20 protein-coding genes are annotated in these 19,429 nt (G+C 61.9%); 14 read left to right on the top strand and 6 right to left on the bottom strand.

The window, feature by feature from the left end:
• Positions 1-33 precede the first annotated feature (33 nt).
• The 4 genes from MPJ51_RS12450 to MPJ51_RS12465 all read left to right on the top strand — a co-directional run bounded on the left by MPJ51_RS12450 (position 34) and on the right by MPJ51_RS12465 (position 4,585).
• A complete protein-coding gene (locus tag MPJ51_RS12450) occupies positions 34-414 on the top strand; it encodes a response regulator (RefSeq protein WP_298386978.1) in 381 nt (126 codons plus the stop codon).
• A complete protein-coding gene (locus MPJ51_RS12455) occupies positions 411-728 on the top strand; it encodes a hypothetical protein (protein ID WP_298386980.1) in 318 nt (105 codons plus the stop codon). Before MPJ51_RS12450 ends, MPJ51_RS12455 begins: the two co-directional genes overlap by 4 nt.
• Positions 716-3,397: an ATP-binding protein gene (locus tag MPJ51_RS12460; protein WP_298386982.1), complete on the top strand. Its 2,682-nt coding sequence runs from the start codon at positions 716-718 to the stop codon at positions 3,395-3,397. The genes MPJ51_RS12455 and MPJ51_RS12460 overlap by 13 nt, the downstream gene beginning before the upstream one ends.
• A 78-nt stretch (positions 3,398-3,475) precedes the next feature.
• Positions 3,476-4,585, top strand: coding sequence for a flagellar motor switch protein FliM (locus tag MPJ51_RS12465; protein WP_298386984.1), 1,110 nt, complete (start codon positions 3,476-3,478; stop codon positions 4,583-4,585).
• Here MPJ51_RS12465 and MPJ51_RS12470 read toward each other — a convergent pair.
• The 3 genes from MPJ51_RS12470 to MPJ51_RS12480 are packed head-to-tail and all read right to left on the bottom strand — an operon-like array spanning position 4,580 to position 6,015.
• The gene (locus MPJ51_RS12470) at positions 4,580-5,008 is read right to left on the bottom strand and encodes a TIGR01244 family sulfur transferase (protein WP_298386986.1); all 429 of its coding nucleotides are present in this window, start codon (positions 5,006-5,008) and stop codon (positions 4,580-4,582) included. The two genes, MPJ51_RS12465 and MPJ51_RS12470, sit on opposite strands and share 6 nt — an antisense overlap.
• Positions 5,009-5,017: 9 nt before the next feature.
• Positions 5,018-5,155 (bottom strand): hypothetical protein, encoded by a 138-nt coding sequence (locus MPJ51_RS12475; RefSeq protein WP_298386988.1) that lies wholly within the window; start codon positions 5,153-5,155, stop codon positions 5,018-5,020.
• Complete coding sequence (locus MPJ51_RS12480; protein WP_298386990.1) at positions 5,152-6,015, bottom strand: MBL fold metallo-hydrolase; 864 nt, start codon at positions 6,013-6,015, stop codon at positions 5,152-5,154. The genes MPJ51_RS12475 and MPJ51_RS12480 overlap by 4 nt, the downstream gene beginning before the upstream one ends.
• A 161-nt stretch (positions 6,016-6,176) precedes the next feature.
• Between MPJ51_RS12480 and MPJ51_RS12485 the strand changes: the two genes are divergently transcribed.
• Entirely contained in the window at positions 6,177-6,470 is a 294-nt protein-coding gene (locus MPJ51_RS12485; RefSeq protein ID WP_298386992.1) for a hypothetical protein, read from the top strand.
• Between the two features lie 9 nt (positions 6,471-6,479).
• Here the strand turns inward: MPJ51_RS12485 and MPJ51_RS12490 are convergent, their stop codons facing one another.
• Positions 6,480-6,698, bottom strand: a complete 219-nt coding sequence (locus MPJ51_RS12490; RefSeq protein ID WP_298386994.1) for a hypothetical protein — start codon at positions 6,696-6,698, stop codon at positions 6,480-6,482.
• Between the two features lie 166 nt (positions 6,699-6,864).
• On the opposite strand from MPJ51_RS12490, the gene MPJ51_RS12495 reads away from it, so the two are divergent.
• Positions 6,865-7,134, top strand: coding sequence for a DUF2312 domain-containing protein (locus tag MPJ51_RS12495; protein WP_298386997.1), 270 nt, complete (start codon positions 6,865-6,867; stop codon positions 7,132-7,134).
• A 22-nt stretch (positions 7,135-7,156) separates the two neighbouring features.
• On the opposite strand, the gene MPJ51_RS12500 is transcribed toward MPJ51_RS12495, so the two are convergent.
• On the bottom strand, positions 7,157-9,583 hold the full coding sequence (locus MPJ51_RS12500; protein WP_298386999.1) for an FAD-dependent oxidoreductase: 2,427 nt from the start codon (positions 9,581-9,583) through the stop codon (positions 7,157-7,159).
• 111 nt (positions 9,584-9,694) lie between these two features.
• Here MPJ51_RS12500 and MPJ51_RS12505 point away from each other — a divergent pair, with 111 nt between their 5' ends.
• The 8 genes from MPJ51_RS12505 (at position 9,695) to MPJ51_RS12540 (ending at position 18,404) form a co-directional block, all read left to right on the top strand.
• Positions 9,695-10,669, top strand: coding sequence for a LysR family transcriptional regulator (locus tag MPJ51_RS12505; protein WP_298387001.1), 975 nt, complete (start codon positions 9,695-9,697; stop codon positions 10,667-10,669).
• A gap of 27 nt (positions 10,670-10,696) precedes the next feature.
• On the top strand, positions 10,697-11,713 hold the full coding sequence (locus MPJ51_RS12510; protein ID WP_298387004.1) for a GlxA family transcriptional regulator: 1,017 nt from the start codon (positions 10,697-10,699) through the stop codon (positions 11,711-11,713).
• Between the two features lie 107 nt (positions 11,714-11,820).
• Positions 11,821-12,960, top strand: coding sequence for a ring-hydroxylating oxygenase subunit alpha (locus MPJ51_RS12515; protein ID WP_298387007.1), 1,140 nt, complete (start codon positions 11,821-11,823; stop codon positions 12,958-12,960).
• Complete coding sequence (gene betC, locus MPJ51_RS12520; RefSeq protein WP_298387010.1) at positions 12,957-14,492, top strand: choline-sulfatase; 1,536 nt, start codon at positions 12,957-12,959, stop codon at positions 14,490-14,492. The genes MPJ51_RS12515 and betC overlap by 4 nt, the downstream gene beginning before the upstream one ends.
• Positions 14,489-15,283: an SDR family oxidoreductase gene (locus MPJ51_RS12525; RefSeq protein ID WP_298387012.1), complete on the top strand. Its 795-nt coding sequence runs from the start codon at positions 14,489-14,491 to the stop codon at positions 15,281-15,283. The genes betC and MPJ51_RS12525 overlap by 4 nt, the downstream gene beginning before the upstream one ends.
• A gap of 42 nt (positions 15,284-15,325) precedes the next feature.
• Positions 15,326-16,066, top strand: a complete 741-nt coding sequence (locus MPJ51_RS12530; protein ID WP_298387015.1) for an SDR family oxidoreductase — start codon at positions 15,326-15,328, stop codon at positions 16,064-16,066.
• Positions 16,066-16,992, top strand: a complete 927-nt coding sequence (locus MPJ51_RS12535) for a 3-hydroxyacyl-CoA dehydrogenase NAD-binding domain-containing protein (RefSeq protein WP_298387018.1) — start codon at positions 16,066-16,068, stop codon at positions 16,990-16,992. The genes MPJ51_RS12530 and MPJ51_RS12535 overlap by 1 nt, the downstream gene beginning before the upstream one ends.
• 239 nt (positions 16,993-17,231) lie before the next feature.
• Entirely contained in the window at positions 17,232-18,404 is a 1,173-nt protein-coding gene (locus MPJ51_RS12540) for an acetate/propionate family kinase (RefSeq protein ID WP_298387021.1), read from the top strand.
• A gap of 197 nt (positions 18,405-18,601) precedes the next feature.
• Here MPJ51_RS12540 and gph read toward each other — a convergent pair whose 3' ends face one another.
• Positions 18,602-19,273: a phosphoglycolate phosphatase gene (gene gph / locus MPJ51_RS12545; protein ID WP_298387024.1), complete on the bottom strand. Its 672-nt coding sequence runs from the start codon at positions 19,271-19,273 to the stop codon at positions 18,602-18,604.
• Positions 19,274-19,429: the final 156 nt, after the last annotated feature.

The following is a 19,429-nucleotide window of genomic DNA, read 5'->3' on the forward strand; positions in this document are numbered from 1 at the left end:
GACCCACAACCGGCCATGGGGAGGACAGTAAATATGAGCCGCAAGGTTCTGTTGATCGAGGATGAGCCCAACATCACCGAGGCGATCCGCTTTCTGCTGACGCGCGAGGGTTGGCAGGTTGAAACTCATGACGAAGGCACGGATGCGATACAGGTCATCGCGGCCGCGCGGCCTGATCTGGTCATTCTGGATGTGATGCTGCCGGGCAAAAGCGGCATGGATATCCTGCGCGACCTGCGGGATCACGCAGAGTTGCAGGCGCTGCCGGTGCTGATGCTGACCGCGCGCGGCCAGAGCCGCGACCGCGAAATGGCCGAGCGCGCCGGTGTCAGCCGGTTCATGACCAAACCCTTTTCCAATGCCGAGGTCCTGACCGCCGTGCGTGACCTGCACGCGCAGGCATCGCGGTCATGACGTCCCCGGACGACGACGAACAGCCAACCCCGACGCGCCCGTCGGTTTTTCTGGAACGCCAAAGCTATCGCCGTCGCAGGCTGGCCGATGCGGCGCGGTTGCTGCCGTTTCTGGGGGCTGCGATGCTGGCGCTGCCGCTGTTGTGGCCGGATGACAGCGGTGGGGCTGGCGCGGTGCCCCTGTCCTCGGCGATGTTCTATATCTTTGCCTGTTGGGGCGCTCTGATCCTGATTGCCGTACTTTTCGGCATCGCCGCCCGGCGTCTGTCCACGCGCGATGGCTCCGCGCCGGAGGCGGATCAATGGCCACGCTGAATGTCCTGATTCTGGTCTGTCTCGGGTATGTGGTGCTGCTGTTCGGTGTCGCCTTTGCTGCCGACCGGATGGCGGCGGTGGGGAAGGGCAAGTGGTTACGTTCCCCTCTGATTTATACGCTATCGCTGTCGATCTACTGCACCGCCTGGACCTTTTACGGCGCTGTCGGCAACGCCGCGCGGTCGGGGTTGGAGTTCGTCACCATCTATCTGGGCCCAACGCTTGTCATGGTCGGATGGTGGTGGGGCCTGCGCAAACTGGTGCGCGTGGCACGCAGCCAAAGGGTAACCTCAATCGCCGACCTGATTTCGTCCCGCTATGGAAAGTCCAACACGCTGGCGGTTTGCGTCACCATTCTAGCGGTTCTGGGCGGTACGCCCTATATCGCGCTGCAATTGCAGTCGATCACCCTGTCCTTTTCGATCTTTGCCGAGGCGGACCCCACGGGGCTTTACCGCGAAGGCTCCAGCGTCTTCTGGGTCGCCACCGGTCTGGCCCTGTTCGCCATCCTGTTTGGCACCCGCAATCTGGACGCGAATGAGCGTCACCACGGCGTCGTCACCGCCATCGCGCTAGAGGCGGTGGTCAAGCTGGTGGCCCTGCTGGCGGTGGGCATCTTCGTGGTCTGGGGCATCGCCGGAGGGCTGGGGCCGATGATGGACCGGATTGACGCCTCGGAAATCGGGCAGTGGAATGTGGACGCCAGCCGCTGGACCACTTTCACCTTCCTGTCGGCGGCCGCCTTCGTCTGCCTGCCGCGGATGTTTCAGGTCATGGTGGTCGAGAACGACGACGAAAGCCATCTACGCACCGCCGCCTGGGCCTTTCCACTGTATCTGCTGTTGATGAGCCTCTTCGTCGTGCCCATCGCCGTGGTCGGGCTGGACCTGTTGCCCGAAGGGTCGAATCCGGACCTGTTCGTGCTGACCGTGCCGCTGTCGCAGGGCAATGACGGGCTGGCGGTGCTGTCTTTCATCGGTGGGTTCTCTTCGGCTACCTCGATGGTGATTGTGACCGCAATGGCGCTGTCGACGATGGTGTCGAACCACGTGGTCATGCCGATCTGGCTGAACACGCAGGACCGCCCGGGTGCGGTTCCGGGCGATGTGCGGACCATCGTTTTGCTGGCCCGGCGGGTGTCCATCGCCGCGATCATGGCGCTGGGCTATTTCTATTACAGCCTGTCGGGCGGCGGCGCTGCGCTGGCCTCGATCGGGTTGGTGGCCTTTGCCGGGATTTCGCAGATCCTGCCCGCGCTGGTGGGTGGCCTGTTCTGGCGTGGGGCCACGCGAACAGGTGCTCTGGCGGGGCTGAGCGTCGGCTTCGGCCTGTGGATTTACACGTTATTGCTGCCGGGCATGGACGGTGGGATCATCCCGCATTCGGTCATTGAACACGGTCCCTTCGGCTGGGGTTGGCTACGCCCGCAGGCGCTGTTCGGGATCGAAGGGATTGACCCGATGGTGCATACGGTGATGTGGTCGCTGCTGCTGAACACCATCGCGTTTTGTTTGGCCTCGTTGCTGAGTTTCCCCAGCCCGATGGAACGGCTTCAGGGCGCGCAATTCGTCAACGTCTTTGACCACTCAGTCGCACCGCGTGGTTGGACAGGGTCGGTGGCCCAAAGCGAAGATCTGATGATCATGACCCAGCGGATATTGGGCCCGACCCCTACGCAGGAGTTCTTTCAGGCCGAAGCCGAGCGTCAGAACGGCCGCCCCGGGCGGCTGCCGGAACCCACCCCGGGCTTTCTGCAACGGCTGGAACGCGAACTGAGCGGCTCGGTCGGTGCGGCCACGGCGCATGCGATGATCGGGCAGATCGTCGGCGGGGCCTCTGTCTCGGTCGAGGACCTGCTGGCTGTGGCCGACGAATCTGCGCAGATGCTGGAATATTCCAGCCAGTTAGAGGCGAAATCAGCCGAGCTTAGCCGCACCGCCCGGCAATTGCGCGAGGCGAATGCCAAGCTGACGCAGGTGTCGATGCAAAAGGACGCGTTCCTCAGTCAGGTCAGCCATGAGTTGCGCACGCCCATGACCTCGATCCGTGCGTTTTCCGAGATCATGCGGGATACGGACGGGCTTAGCGCGGATGAACAGACCCGATACGCGGCCATCATCCATGATGAGGCGCTGCGTCTGACACGCCTGCTGGACGATCTGCTGGACCTGAGCGTCCTGGAAAGCGGGCAAGTCAGTCTGAATATGGGCGACGGCACCTTGCGCGCGGTGCTGGACCGCGCGGTGTCAAGTGCGCTGACGGGCGGCGGCGCGACGTTGCAGGTGCGGCGCACGCGGGCGTCGGAACGGATGGCGTTGCATACCGATCTGGACCGTCTGGGGCAGGTGTTCATCAACCTGATCTCGAATGCGCAGAAATACTGTGACGCGGCAGAGCCTGTGCTGACCATTTCCGCCCATGATGTGGGCGGCCAGATGGTGGTGGATTTCGTCGATAATGGCAGCGGTATCCCGCCCGACGCGCAATCGATGGTGTTCGAGAAATTCGCCCGCGTCGGTTCGGACAAGGCCGGTGGAGCCGGGCTGGGTCTGGCGATCTGCCGCGAGATCATGCAACGTCTGGGCGGAGAGATTGCCTATCTGCCCGGGCAGGGCGGCGCGGCGTTTCGCATCAGCCTGCCGCTGGCTTATCAGCAGGCCGCGCAATAGCGGTAGTATAAAGACATTCGTAACCCCCTGCGGGTTACACCGGGGGTCGGATCAGGATTTCTGGGGCGGCTCAATGCCATGACACAACATCCCAACGCAGCCTTGGCGCGCAAACTCTCGGCGGGACAGGACAGTGCCGGGAACAACCCCCGCTCGATTCTGCGCGCCTTGCGTTTGGCATTGGCCCGCGCGGCGGGAGAGCGGTTGAACCTGCCCCTGTCGGTGATCGGCATCAAACAGGCCGTGCGCATGCAGGAGGACCTGACCGAGGTGATCGCAGATGGTTGGATGCTGCTGCACTTTGCCGCCGGTGACCGGGCGGCGGCGGTCTGCATCGATGCGGGGTGCGTTTCGGCCATCGTGCAGACCCAAACCATCGGAGAGGTGATGGGCGGTGAGCCGCAGCCTCGACCTTTCACCGATACCGACGCGGCAATGGCCGCGCCACTGATCGAGGATTTGTTCACGCGCACGCAGGGTCTGGTTGAGGCTCCGCCAGACATCGCGCTTTTCTCCGGTTTCGAATATGCCTCACGGGCCGAGGATGCGCGCGCGTTGCTACTGGGGTTGGTGAATGAAACCTACCGGGTGTTTGACTTGACCGTCGATCTGGCGGGTGGGTTGCGGCAAGGGCATCTGACGCTTTTGCTGCCGGAATTGTCTGAAGCCGAGGTGGACCACAGCCCCGAAGCCGTGGACGCCGGGATAAGTCTGGGTCAGGCCTCGGGCGTGATGCGGGCCGAGCTGCATGCAATGATCTGCCGGATGGCGTTGCCGCTTTCGAGTTTTTCCGAATTGAAAGCGGGGGATGTATTGCCCCTGACCGGCGCACGTCTGGACCGGACTGAGGTGCAGACAATCGACCGATCCCGCGCGGCCATCGGCAGGCTCGGTCAATGCGGTGGCATGCGCGCGGTGCGGCTTAACGAACATGCGCCGCTGCCAGCTTTGGCGGACGGGCTTGAGAGTGGTTTTCTGGAAAGCCGGACGGGACGGCCAGCCGAGGTTTCCGAGGTCATCCCGCCCGAGGATGCGGATGCCTTGCCTGATACATTGTTGTCCGCCGATCTGATGATCCCGGACGAAGAGGAGCTGACTTTAACTGATTCCCACCAAATGGTTTCGGAAATCTCGCAACTAGCGGGGCTGTCAGAGCATGGAGAGGATGGTGATCTGACCGGACTATGACGTCTCGCGCAGCTGGTCCAGCGCCGGGCGCAGACCGTCCAGCGCGTATCCGGCCTTGCCGGTGGCATCCAGAATCTCGTCAGTGCTTAGCCGGTCGCATTGGCCCAGCGCCCAAACCACCGAACACCGCGTGCCCGAGGCACAATAGGCCAGAACCGGCCCCGCGCAGCTTTCGGCCAGATCCCGTTGAAGCGCGACGTTTTCGGGGGTCATGGTCTGGTGAGTCAGTTCCAGCACCTCATACTCCATCCCCGCGGCCCGCACGGCCTCGCCAATGGCGTCCGACTGCTGATTGGGCGGAACCTCGGCATTGGGGCGGTTGCAGATCACCTTGACAAAACCTGCCTCGGCAATGGCGGGCACGTCTTCGACCGAGATTTGGGGCGAGACGGCGTAGCGGGGGGTAATCGGGCGAATCTCCATGGCGAATGCTTAGGCCGCGTTGGCCAGCCTGTCCAGTTGCGCGCCGGGTTTCAGGGCAAACGGCAGGCCCCGAAGCGTTGGCATTGCGTCCTGCACCGGGTTGGGGACGATCACATCGCCCTCGCGCGCCACGGTTTTGTGGGTCACATCTTGTTGACGGGTATCTTCAGGAACACATCGCCTTTTTCGTCCGCAGGCGGCATCTGCCCTGCGCGCATGTTCACCTGCAGCGACGGCAGGATCAGCCGGGGCATCGCAAGTGTGGCGTCACGGGCATCGCGCATCTCGACAAAGTCCTCGATGCTGCGGCCCTGGCCGATATGGACGTTCAGGGCCTTTTGCTCTCCGACAGTTGTTTCCCATGCGTATTCGTCCCGCCCGGGGGCCTTGTAATCGTGGCCCACAAAGATGCGCGTCTCATCCGGCAGTGCGAGAATCCTCTGGATCGACGCATAAAGATCCGCCGATGACCCGCCGGGAAAATCGCAGCGCGCGGTGCCGAAATCGGGCATGAACAGGGTATCCCCGACAAAAGCCGCATCCCCGATCACATAGGTCATGCAGGCCGGTGTATGGCCGGGCGTGTGCAGAACATCCCCACGCATCTGACCGATGTGAAAGCTGTCGCCTTCGGAAAACAACGCATCGAACTGGCTGCCATCGCGCTGAAACTCGGTCCCTTCGTTGAAGATTTTACCGAACGTGTCCTGGATCACCACGATATTGGCACCGATGCCGATCTTGCCGCCCAGTTTCTGTTGCAGATAGGGGGCGGCGGACAGGTGGTCGGCATGCACATGGCTTTCCAATATCCAGTCCACCCGCAGACCCTGATCATTTACATACTCAATGACCCGATCCGCCGATGCCGTGTTCGTCCGGCCCGAGGCGTGGTCGAAATCCAGCACGCTGTCGATGATGGCGCAGGCCGAACCTTCGGGTTCCTGCACCACATAGGACACCGTAAAGGTCTCAGGGTCGAAGAAGGGTTGCACTTTGGGCGTCATGGGCTCCTCCTGTCGGCGCATTCCCATACAGGTAATGGAATGTGTCGAAAATTCCAGATCACGTTTTGATGTCGCTCAAGGCGATCATAGGTGATTTCGCCTAATCTTTCATCATCGGGCGGCTTGGGGCCAATTTTCTGCGGCGACAGGCAAGAAATTGCGTGAAGTTCACCGAGTCTCAAATTGGTCTTAATGTCGTTACATATATCGGACACAGTGGTGACATGTGGGAGGATGCCATGACTGCTCAGGATCTTTTTTCCGAAGCCGAACAGCTGGAACAAAAGCTGGACGGCGCATGCCTTGATACCCGGCTGGCCCTGCAACCCAGCGTCAGCAAAGTTCTGGACCGGATGCGCGCAAGCGGCGTGAATATTCCGTCGCGTCTGCGGCGTCTGGATGCGGCGCTGTGCGAGGATGCGATCGAGGCGCGATTTGACAATATGCCGGTCTGACCGGGGTGGTCATCCCAGTGAAATGCCGAGGATGACCATCATCAACCCGATCACCGACAAAAACAGCGCGCCCATGTTCCAGGGCAGCACGCTTTGGACGGCGGCGCGCAACTCATCGTCGGACAGGCCGGATTTGCGGGCTTTCATCACCCGCAGAATGCACCAGACAAGGCCGATCAACCCGGCCACGGACAGGGCGGCCCCGCCCCAGACGATGATGTCGAACATGGTTTCCAACGCTTGCCAATTTTCCTGCGACCGCGCTTAGCGGATCGGCGGTGCCGGGACAAGCCCGGCGGCCCGATTGCGCGCTTGCGCCCCGCGTGGTGTCGATGTATCCGGCAGGGTGCCCGATAACCTTCGCATCGCCGATCAGCCCGTGGGAGAGACTTAGATGGAAGACATCACCGAAGACCAGGCCGCCGCCAACTACCGGGTGACCGCAGGTGAGCTGCGCCAGTTCGTGGAACGCATCGAGCGTCTGGAGATGGAAAAGAAGGATATCGCCGATCAGGTCAAAGAGGTCTACGCCGAAAGCAAGGCGCGCGGCTACGACGTCAAGGCCATGCGCAGCATCATCGCCCTGCGCAAGCGAGACAAGGATGACATTGCCGAACAGGAAGCCGTCATCGAGATGTACAAAGAAGCGCTGGGCATGACCTGAACTCGCGCTGGACGGCTGGCCGTCAGGCCAGCCCTCGGGGCAGGTGGTTTTGCGGGTCGAACAGGCACAGTTGCTGCACGGTCGCCTGCACGGTTTTTCCGAACAGAAGAATTTCGACGACCGACCCGGTTCCGGCATGTTCGGGTTCGATATAGGCCATCGCGAGGTTCTTGTTCACCCGATATCCCCAAGCGGCTGAGGTGATCGAGCCGATGGGCTTTCCGTTCACAAAGACACCTTCGCCCGGTTGCGCCGGGGCCTCGGTGCTGTGCAACTCAAGGACAACTCGTTCTTTGCGATTGCCAGCCGCCATTTGTGCCTGAAGGCCGGGTTTGCCGGGGAAATCCTTGTTCAGATCGACAAAGCGGGACAGCTTGGCCTCGACCGGGTTGAATTCGGTGATGAAATCGCCTTTCCAGTGTCCATAGCCTTTTTCCAACCGCATGGACTCAATGGCGTACATTCCGAAATGCGTCAGGCCGAATGCCTCACCTGCGCGGGTCAGGATGTCGTAGGCGGCCAGCAGTTGGGAGTTGGGGATGTGCAGCTCGAATGCCTGTTCGCCGGAATAGCTGATGGCGATGGCCAGCGCCTCGACATGGCCGATAAAGACCCGCTGCGCGCTTAGCCATGGGAAAGCCTGTTGGCTCCAATCGGTGCGGGGGGAGACCGAGGCCAGAAGGTCGCGGGTTTTCGGACCGGCCAGCACCAGCATTGTATGCGTGTTTGTCCGGCTCTCGATGCGGATGTCCGAGCCGTGCGGCAGGTTCTCGGTCAGCCAGTCCATATCGTGATATTCCGCCGTTGCGGCAGAGCCGTAGAAGACCTCATGCTCGTCAAGCGGCACACTCGTGGCCTCGCCCGCGATATTGCCCTTGGGGGTCAGGAAATAGCACAGCGACGCCTTGCCTGGTTTCGCGGATACGGGTGAGCACGTGAGGCCGCTCAGCCAGTCCAGTGCGTCTGGGCCGGTAATGCGGTAGTGGTTGAAACCTGACAGTTCGGCCAGACCAACGTTTTCCGTCAGCGCCTGTATCTCGGCCCCGACCACATCGTGGCAGTTTTGGAACCGATAACCATGGCTTTCGGTAAACGCGGGGCCGGGTTTGTAGAAACTTGTCCGTTCCCACCCGTTGACCACGCCGAATGCGGCCCCTTTGGCCTGTAGCACAGGGTGCAAAGGTGAGGCTTTGGCCGGTCGCCCGGCCGGGCGGTGTTCGTGGGGCAGATGCCAGCGGAATTCGTTCTGATAATCCTCGATGGCCTTCAGGGCGGTGTATTCGGTGGTGGCATGGCTGGTGATCCGGCGCGGGTCCAGCTGCCAGCAATCCCATTCGGTTTCGCCATGCACGATCATCTGAGCCAGCATCTTGCCGTATCCGCCACCTTCGCCAATGCCCACGCGCAGCCCGTTCATCGACCAGCAATTGCGCAGCCCCGGCTGTTTCCCGATCAGAGGGCCCGCATCGGCAGCATAGGAAATCGGCCCGTTGACCACGGACTTGATGCCGACCTCCTGCAAGCAGGGGAAGCGGTCAAAGATCGGCTCCATCTTGGGCAACAGCCGGTCCAGATCATTGGGGCAGAGCGCATTCACGAAGTCCGGGTCGATGCCATCCATGCCGAAGGTCTTGCAGTCATGTTCATAGATGCCGACCAGCAGCCCGTTCTTTTCCTGCCGCATATAGAACGTGTCGCGCGGGCAGCGGACCATGGGTACCCGACCGTCGCGGGCGACCAGTTCGGGGATGTCGTCGGTGACGAAATACATATGCTCCATCGCGATGACCGGGTATTTGATGCCCATCAGCGCGCCGACCTCATTCACGCGGTAACCTGCAGCGATGACGATATGTTCGGCGGTGATTGAGCCCTTGTCGGTGGATACCAGCCATTCACCGCCGGGTTGCTGTTTCAGTCTCGTCACCGGCGTGTTCCGATGGATCGCGGCGCCCGCCTTGCGCGACCGGGCCGCCAGCGCCTGACACAGCTGCGCGGGGTCGATATCGCCGTCCTTTTCATCCCATAGCGCCGCGAGCACGTCCGAGACCTCCAGCAACGGATTGCGCCGTTTGGCCTCGGCGGCGTCCAACAGATCGAACTCGATCCCCAGCCCCTTGGCGACGGACATGATGTGATGCACCTCGTCCACATGGGTGGGGCTGGTCAGCAGGCGCATGCCGCCGGTGGCGTGGTGGTAATTGATCGGATAGGCGGGGTCCTCGGCCAGTTCCTTGTACAGGTCGATCGTGTACCGGCGCAGCAACAGCAGCAATTGGTTGAAGGCGACGCTGGGGCACTGGGCGGCGGAATGCCATGTGGTGCCCGAGGTCAGCTCATTCCGTTCCAGCAGAACCACATCGGTCCAACCTTCAAGGGTCAGGTGGTAGAGCGCGGATAGCCCGCCGATCCCGCCGCCAATCACCACGACACGTGCATGCGTTTGCATCGTCTTTACCCTTTCGATGTCCCGATGCGGTCAATAAAGCGCAAAGCATTTCTTTTGAAAAAAAGAAAAATAGGAATACTAAAGTCGAAATTTCTGAATAAAGGGATCGCCATGGATGTCAGCCTGAAAGCCCTGCGCTATTTTATGACCGCCGTGAAATGCGGCAGCATTACCGAGGCGTCGCGGGACATGCATGTGGTGCCCTCGGCCATTCTGGCGGCGGTCAATCAGGTCGAGGACGCCTTTGGCCTGCAACTGATCACAAGGCACCGGGCCAAGGGCATCGCCCCTACGGCCACCGGGCGGATCGTGATGCCGCGCATTCAGCATCTGCTGGACGAATACGAAGGGCTGATGGGCGCGGGTGCCGAGATGCGCACGCAGCTGACCGGCACGCTGCGGGTTGGGTACTATGCGCCGGTTGCGCCCGCCTTCATGCCCGCGATTGCGCGCGCGATGCTGGCGGATAACCCGCGCGTCGATATCAAGTTCACCGAATGCGACAACCAGACGGCTCAGGCGGGGCTGACCTCGGGTCGGTTCGACGTCATCCTGTGCGTGGCGGACAGCATGAAGCCTGATGTCAGTTTCGAACCGCTGATCGAAGTTCCAGCCTATCTGCTTGTGCCGCAGCGGCATCGGCTTGCGGGGCGTGCCAGCGTCGCCCTGTCCGATCTGGGGTCAGAGGACATGGTGCTGCTCGACCTGCCGGTGGTTAGCGAATATTACAGCCGTCTGTTCGAAAGGGCCGGTATTGCGCCCCGGGTTGCCAGCACGGCGACCTCGCTAGAGATGGTGCGCAGTCTGGTTGGGGCAGGGGTGGGATGTTCGATCCTGCATATGCGCCCGGCCACGGATGTGACCTATGGCGGGGACAGGGTTGTGGCCCTGCCGCTGAGCCCTTCGGTTGATCCGCTGAAGATCGGTCTGGGTTATCTGCCGCAGAACCCCCGGCGGATCGTGAGGCATTTTGCCGACAATCTGCGCGATCTGTTCGCAAGTCAGGATGCAGGTCGTCTGATCGTGACGCCGCTGGCGCAGGCCGGGCTTGCGCGCGGGGGGCAAACGCGGTCTTCTGAAGGCTGATTTCCGGTAATCCAAGGTGGCGGCGACATGGGACAAGGTGCTGAGGCTGAAACCCGCCTGCTTGTGATCGTTGCGCCCAGCTTCAATATCTCGGCGACGATGGGGTTCATCGATCCGTTTCGCGCAGCCAACTATCTGGACGGAAAGACCTATTTCAAATGGGATTTCGTGTCCGAGGCCGGGGGATACTGCGCAGCCAGCAACGGGGCGGGTATCGACACCACCGCTTTGGCAGATGTTACGGCCCATCCGGCGGATATCGTTATCGTCTCTGCCAGTTGGACACCGGAACGGCACCTGACCACACGGCTGCGCACCGCCCTGCGGACTTGGGCGCGCGGTGGGGCAACGCTTGGCGCGCTGGATACCGGCGCGTTCATTCTGGCGCAGGCGGGGTTGCTGGCAGGGTGCCGCGCCACCGTCCACTACGAGCATATCGACGCCTTTCAGGAGCTTTATCCAGATATTGAGGTGGTCGAGAATCTCTATGAGTTGGACGGGAACCGGGTCACCTGCTGCGGCGGCAGCGCAGCGGTAGATTTCGGGCTGCAGATGGTGCAGGGCATCCATGGCAGTGCTTTGGCCAATGCGGCGGCCCGTTACATTTTCCACGACCGCCTGCGTGGCCCTGCCGCGCAACAACAGCCCGAAGGCAGTGAGCCCTTGGGCGCAATCGTCCCGGCCACGTTGAAATCGGCGATCCAGATCATGGAGGCCCATCTGGAAGACCCCTTGCCGGTGCCTGAGATTTGCAAACGGGCCGGGATCTCTCACCGTCAACTGGACCGGCTATTTGCCATCTATATCAAGAAGACACCGGCGCTGTATTATCGCGATATCCGGCTGGACCGGGCACGGGGGCTGGTGACGCAGACCGAGATGCCGATTGCCGAGGTCGCCATCGCCTCGGGCTTTGCCAGTCAGGTGCATTTCAGCCGGGCCTACAAGGACAGGTTCGGATTACCGCCCAGCCGCGATCGGATCGAGGGGCGCGTACCGTTCGAATACAGGGCCTGGCCGATGCATCGCAAGGCCGGTTTGTGATGGCGTATTTAGGCAAAATAGAGGCTGAAAAAGTTAAGACGTGGTTCGATTTTCCGAAGATCATGAACACCATACGCCAAACCCGGCCCTAAATCGCGGAGACCGCCATGACCCAGCTGCCCTCCAAAACCCAATTCGCGCGGATTGCTGACGGCTACAGCCCTGACCCGTTCAACACTCAATCTCTGAAGGCCGAGGCGTATGTCGATCCGGCCTGGTTTCAGGTGGATCAGAACGGGATTCTCGCCAAGACATGGCAGTGGGTCTGCCATGTGGAAAAGCTGCGCGCGCCGGGGTCCTATGTGACGGTCGAGATCGCGGGCCGCCCCATCGCTGTGGTGCGTGATCGCGAGGGCGCGCTGCGTGCCTTCTACAATGTCTGCAAGCACCGCGCTCATCATCTGCTGTCAGGTGAGGGCGAGACGACCCGGATCATGTGCCCCTACCATGCCTGGGTCTACAAGCTGGACGGCCAACTGGTCCGTGCGCCCGAGACCGAGAACCTGAACGACTTCAACACCTCGGACATCTGTCTGGATCAGGTGCAGGTCGAGGAATTCGCGGGATTCATCTACGTCAATCTTGACCCCGAGGCGCGCCCTCTGCGCGAGGTGTCAGGCAATCTGGAAACCGAGATTCGCCACTGGGCCCCGGATATCGACAGCCTGACATTCGGGCATCGGCTGACCTATGATATCAAATCCAACTGGAAGAATGTCGTCGACAATTTCCTCGAATGCTACCACTGCCCGACCGCGCATAAGGATTTCTGCGATCTGGTCGATATGGACACCTATAAGGTGACGACCTATGGCATCTATTCCAGCCACATGGCCGAGGCGGGCAAGGGCGCGAACACCGCCTATGACGTCTCGAACGCCACGGTGCGGACCCATGCGGTTTGGTGGCTGTGGCCGACGACTTGTCTGATGCGATACCCCGGGCGATCCTCGATGATCGTGCTGAACATCATTCCGATTGGCCCCGACCGGACGTTGGAGACCTATGATTTCTTCCTCGAAACCCCCGAACCGGACGAAGCGGAACTGGAAGCCATCCGCTATCTGGACGAGGTTCTGCAACGCGAGGATATCGACATCGTCGAAAGCGTACAGCGGGGGATGAGCACGCCTGCCTTCACCCAAGGCCGCATCGTCCATGATCCGAACGGATCGGGGAAATCGGAACACGCGGTGCACCATTTTCACGGTCTGGTGCTAGACGCCTACGCGCAGGCCGCCCCATGAGGCGACCCAATATCGTCGTGGTGATGGCCGACCAACTGGCGCCGCATTTCTGCGGCGCTTACGGCCACCCGACCGTCAAGACCCCCCATATCGATGCGCTGGCCGCGCGGGGGATGCGGTTTGATGGGGCCTATTGCAACTCACCCCTCTGCGCGCCGTCGCGGTTTGCCTTCATGTCCGGGCAGTTGATCAGCCGGATTGCCGCTTATGACAATGCCAGCGAGTTCCGCGCCTCGGTCCCCACTTTTGCGCATTACCTCAAGGCGCTGGGCTATCGGACCTGCCTGTCGGGCAAGATGCACTTTGTTGGCCCCGACCAGAAACACGGGTTTCAGGACCGCGTGACCACCGATATCTACCCCGCCGATTTCGCCTGGACCCCGGATTGGGAGGCCCCGGATGAGCGCATCGACAAGTGGTATCACAACATGCAAACGGTCAAGGAGAGCGGCGTGGCGGTTGCCACCTTTCAGACCGACTATGACGACGAGGTCGAGTTCGCCGCCCGCCGCTGGCTGATCGACCGGGGGCGGGACCGGGCGGCGGGGGATGAGGCTCCGTTCTGTCTGGTGGCCAGCTTTATCCACCCGCACGACCCCTATGTGGCCAAGCCCGAATGGTGGAACCTGTATGACGACACCGACGTGCCGATGCCGGATTTCACCCTGACGCCCGAGGAACAAGACCCGTTCTCGCGCCGGGTGATGGACGGGATCGAGGCGAGCTATATCCCTCTGACCCAAGAAGAAATCCGCCGCGCCCGCCGCGCATATCTGGCCAATGTCAGCTATTTCGACAGCAAGGTGGGGGCGATGGTCAAGGCGCTCGAAGAGACCGGAGAGCTGGACAATACCATCGTCCTCGTTACCGCCGATCACGGCGACATGCTGGGTGAGCGCGGCCTGTGGTACAAGATGAACTTCTTTGAACATTCGGCCCGAGTTCCCCTGATCATGGCGGGGCCGGGCGTGGCGCAGGGCTCGGCCCCGAATGCCTGTTCCCTGCTGGACCTGTTGCCGACTTTCGTCGAAATCGCAGGCGGCAACAACGCGATGTTTGGCGAGCCGGTGGATGGCCGCTCCCTGATGCCGCTGGCGCGCGCAGAGGCCGATCCGGTGGACGAAGCCATCGGCGAATATTGCGCCGAGATGACGCCCTTTCCGGTCTTCATGATCCGGCGCGGGTCGTTGAAATACATCCATTGCGATCCCGATCCGCCGCAGCTGTACGATTTGGACGTCGATCCGTTGGAGAAGGTGAATGTGGCTGACGACCCGGCCTATGCCGAGGCATCGGCGGGATTTGCCGCCGAAGTCGCGCGCCGATGGGACAGTGAACAACTGCGCGCTGATGTGATCGCCACGCAAAAATCCCGCCGCGCCCTGCATGCGGCGATGGAGGCTGGGGCGGGTGAATCGTGGGATTACAACCCTCCGCGCGATGCCACGCAGGAATATGTGCGCAACCATATGGACTGGACCGTTGCGGCGGCCCGCTATCGCTATCCGCCGTTGAAGGAGAATGACGAATGATGCTGAAAGGCAAAACCGCGCTGGTCACCGGCGGGCGCGGCGGGATCGGGCGCGCTATTGTGGCACGTTTCCTGCGCGAAGGGGCAAAGGTCTATGCCGCTGATCTGACGCCGCCGGGATCATTGGCGGCGCATGACGACGACGGCAGCACATTTCTTAAGCTGGACGTCACGCAAGAGGATGACGCGATTGCAGCGATGGAGCAGGTAGGTTCCGAATCCGGCCAGTTGGACATTCTGGTCAACGCCGCCGGGATCGAGATTGAGAAGACCATCGAACAGACGACGTTGGAGGAATGGAACCTGTCCTTCGCGGTGAACGTGACCGGCACATTCCTGACCTCGAAACACGCGCTGCCCTTGCTGCGCAAGGCGGCGGCGTCGGGCGCCTCGGCCTCGATCATCAATTTCGGCAGCTATGACGGGTTCATCGCCGATCCCGGGCTGGCCGCCTATTGCGCCACCAAGGGCGCGGTGCACGCGCTGACCAAGGCGATGGCCTGCGATCATGGACCCGAAGGCATCCGCGTGAACGCCATCTGCCCGGGCTATGTGGACACCCCCATGTTGCAGAGTTTCTTCACCGGCGATGGCTCGGGCGGGGGCGGTCAGAGCATTGACCAGTTGCAACAGGCGGTGCGTGACGTGCATCCGATGCGCACCTACGGCACGCCCGAGGATATCGCCAATCTGGTCAACTGGCTCGCCTCGGACGAGGCGCGCTATGCCAGCGGGCAGCTTTGGGTTCTGGATGGCGGGCTGAGCGCACAGGTGCAGCAGATGAAACTGTGAGGGCAGCGTGATGTTTGCGCGACACGGGAGAGGGGCAGGCTGATGCGGTTGGCAGGAAAACGGGCGCTGGTCACCGGCGGGCGGCAGGGAATCGGACGCGGGATTGTCGATGCTTTTGCGCGTGAGGGCGCTGCGGTCACCACCTGCGGACGTGGCCCCCGACCGGATGGGCTGGCTGAAGACGTCATCTGGTACACGCTGGACGTCACCGACGCGGATGCTGTTGAGCGGTTGGCGAATGAAGCGGACGGCATTGATATCCTCGTCAACAACGCAGGTGTTCAGGTCGAAAAGACCGTGCCAGACAGTTCGGATGCGGATTGGGATGCGGTGATCGGCACCAATTGCCGGGGCGTGTTCAACATGTGCCGCGCGTTTATTCCGCGCATGCCGCAAGGCGGGTCGATCATCAATATCGGCTCGATCTCGGGCAGGGTCGCGGACCCGTCCATGGCGCTATATAACGCGTCGAAGGCGTTCGTGCATGGGCTGACCCGCTCGATTGCCGTCGATCACGGGCCGCGTATCCGCTGCAACGCGATCTGTCCCGGCTGGATCGAGACCGGCATGTTGGACGCAGGTTTCGATCTGGCCCGCGACCCGCAGGCCGCCCGGCAGGACGCGCTGACCCGCCACGCCACGCGCCGGTTCGGCAGACCCGAGGATATCGCCAGCATGGCAGTCTGGCTGGCCTCGGACGAGGCTGGGTTCGCGACCGGTCAGATGTTTACTGTGGATGGCGGCATGACGGCGGCCTCTCCGCTTAATCCGGGGTTGTTCTGATGGAGTTTCAGCATACAGCCTGCCTGGGCGGCGGGGTGATCGGGGCCAGCTGGGCGGCGTTGTTTCTGGCTTCGGGGCGGTCGGTTGCTCTGTTCGATCCTGACCCGGCAGTCGAAGGCAGGGTCCGCGACTATATCGAAACCGCATGGCCCGCTATGACCGAGTTGGGGCTGATGACAAGAGGCACCCCTGACGCGATCACCTTCCACGCCAGCGCCGCCGCAGCGGTCGAAGGGGCCGGGTTCGTGCAGGAAAGCGTGCCCGAGCGACTGCCGATCAAACATGCCACCTTTGCCGAAATCGAACCCGCACTGGCACCGGATGCGATCATTGCCAGCTCGGCCTCGGGCCTGACACTGGGGCAGATGCAGCCGGGCTGGGCCGATCCGTCGCGGTTTGTGCTGGGCCATCCGTTCAACCCGCCGCACCTGATCCCTCTGGTCGAGGTGCTGGGAAATGACCGCACCGCCCCCGGCGTGGTCGAGGATGCGCAGCGATTTTACGAAAGCATCGGCAAGACCACGATCCGCCTGCACAAGGAGGTGCCCGGCCATGTCGCCAACCGCCTGCAGGCCGCGATCTGGCGCGAGGCGATCCATCTGGTCGCCACCGGCGTTGCCTCGGTCGGGGATGTGGACAAGGCCATCTGGTCCGGCCCGGGGCTGAGATGGGCGGCGATGGGGCCGACCATGTTGTTCAACCTTGGCGCGGGTGAGGGCGGGTTGCAGGCCTTTTGCGACCACTTCACCGACACCTTCAATGGCTGGTGGGACGATCTGGGCCAAGTCTACCTGACCGACGAGGTGACCGGACAACTGACCGAAGGCATCGCATCCGAGGCCGGGGGGCTGTCACCGGCCGAGTTATCTCAAAAACGCGACGCGATGATCGTGGCTTTGCAAAAGGCGGTGGCGGGGTTGCGCTGAGGTGATTTTGGACAGTCGTCTCCCGTCGGGGAATGCGGATGGACATCCGGTTCAAACTGCCTACAGTTCGCGTTCAAAGACCCTGTTTCTATGCGCAGCATCCATGGGCTAGACCTTGACCACACAAGCCGCCGAGTGACCCGATGCACAGCCGGACTACCCCATATGATCCGTTGAAGATCGCTGACGCAGCCGATCTTCCCGACTGGCCTTTCAAGGCCGTGCTGGCGGGTTAGGGCATGGATCATATCATCACGCTGAATGCGGGGTCATCCTCGCTCAAATTTGCGCTGTTCACGGCAGAGGGTCCGGAGCCTGCGCTGATCTGTTCCGGCGCGGTCGAGCGGATCGGGCGCCCTGCGGCCAATCTCTGCGCTCGTATGGCCGATGGCGAGGTGATTGCGGATGCGACCCCCGGCGCGTTGCAGGATCATGCGGGTGCGATTGACTGTGTGCTGAACTTGCTGGCCGGGCATTTCCCCTCGGCCCGGGTGGTCTCGGTCGGGCATCGGATCGTGCATGGCGGGCCGGATCACGACAGGCCCATCCTGCTTGCGCCGGACAATCTGAACACGCTTGAGATGCTGGAACCCTTTGCGCCCCTGCATCAGCCGTTCAACCTGCAAGGCGTGCGCGCCGCGATGGCGCGGTTCCCACAGGCGCAGCAGGTCGCCTGTTTCGACACCGCCTTTCATCGCCACCACCCCTGGGTCAACGACACGTTTGCGCTGCCTATCGAGTATTACGAGATGGGCGTGCGACGGTACGGGTTTCACGGGCTGAGCTACGACTATATCTCGGGCCATCTGGCCGAGACCGCGCCGCAGGTCCATGCCGGGCGGGTGGTGGTGGCGCATCTGGGCAACGGGGCCTCGATGTGTGGGATGAAGAATGGTGAATCCATTGGATCCAGCATGGGGTTTTCCGCCATGGACGGGCTGCCGATGGGCACGCGCAGTGGCCAGATCGACCCCGGTGCGCTGCTGTTTCTGATGCAGCAGAAAGGCATGGGCGCGGCCGAGATTTCGGACCTTCTGTATCGCCAGTCCGGCCTGCTGGGCATGTCGGGCCTGTCCAATGACATGCGGACGCTGGAGCAATCGGACCGGCCCGAGGCCCGCAGGGCGATCGAATATTTCACCTTCCGCGCCCGGCGCGAACTGGGTGCGTTGACCGCCGTTCTGGGTGGGCTGGATGCGGTGGTGTTCACCGGCGGTATTGGCGAGCATTCGGCGCTGGTGCGTCAGCAGATCTGCACCGATATGGGTTGGTTCGGAATAGATCTGAACCCCGATGCCAACGGTGACAACGCGCGCGTGATCTCAACCGATACCTCGCGCGTTCAGGTGATGGTGATTCCCACCAATGAGGAACTGGTCATCGCCCGCGCCGCGTTGGGGTTTCTGATCTAGCTCCGGTCGCTGAACTTTGAGCGAAATATCGCCGGAAAAATCTGACAAAATTGCCCGACTACGGGAAACCCCCAATTTCGCGAACCATCCGTCTAAGGTAGGTTGAATACATTACCAGGGCCCAAGCGGCCCAACCACTCTCACTTGAAATCCCCTATGGGGGGTCGGCCTAAACCCCCTCGGCCGGCCCCTCAATTCTATTTGACGGGGGGCGTTTCTGCGATGCGACGAACCAGATCGGGCAAGGCGCTGTTGTGGTCATAGCTGGCGTGATGCGGCAGTTCAGCGATCGGAGATTTGCGATACCCTTCGGTGAACAGCAAAAACGGCACCCGCGCCCGCTGCGCGGTTTCGGCGTCGACCTCGCTGTCGCCCACGTAAATCCGGGGCCCGGCATCGGGCAGGGCGTCAAAGCTGGCCTGCAGATGCGCAGGGTCCGGTTTGCGGATGCTCAGCGTGTCACCGCCCAGAACCGCATCGAAATAGGGGGCAAGTCCCAGCGCGTCCAGCACATGTCGGGCCGGGGCCTCGGGCTTGTTGGTGCAGATGCCCAAAACGCAGCCCATATCGCGCAGCCGGATCAGGGCCTCGGGCACGCCGGGATAGACAGTGGTTTTGTCGCAGGCGGCGGCCTTGTAATGACGCAGAGTGGTTTGCGTCAGCTCCGCATGGCGCGCGGCGGGCAGCCCGCAATGATCCATCGTCCGCTGCACCAGCTTCGGCAGGCCGTTGCCGACGAATCGCCGGACCGTCGATTGTGGCAGCGGTGCATGATCCACATCCGCCAGCATTCGGTTCACTGCCTGAGACAGGTCAGGGAGGCTGTCGATCAATGTACCGTCCAGATCGAAAACAACAGTTGCAGTCATAGGGGTCGCCTTTGGTTTCCGTTGATTCCAGCCCTAAACCGGGCAGGTGTCACGGCGCAACTCTGCGCATTCGAAAAGGTTTGAAAACCGGGACTTGACATTCCTTACTAAATTAATCAGATTAAAGCTCAGGAACAGAAAGCCAACCCGTTCAGG

This window comes from Ruegeria sp. (genome assembly GCF_028066395.1).
Taxonomy (GTDB): Bacteria; Pseudomonadota; Alphaproteobacteria; order Rhodobacterales; family Rhodobacteraceae; genus Ruegeria.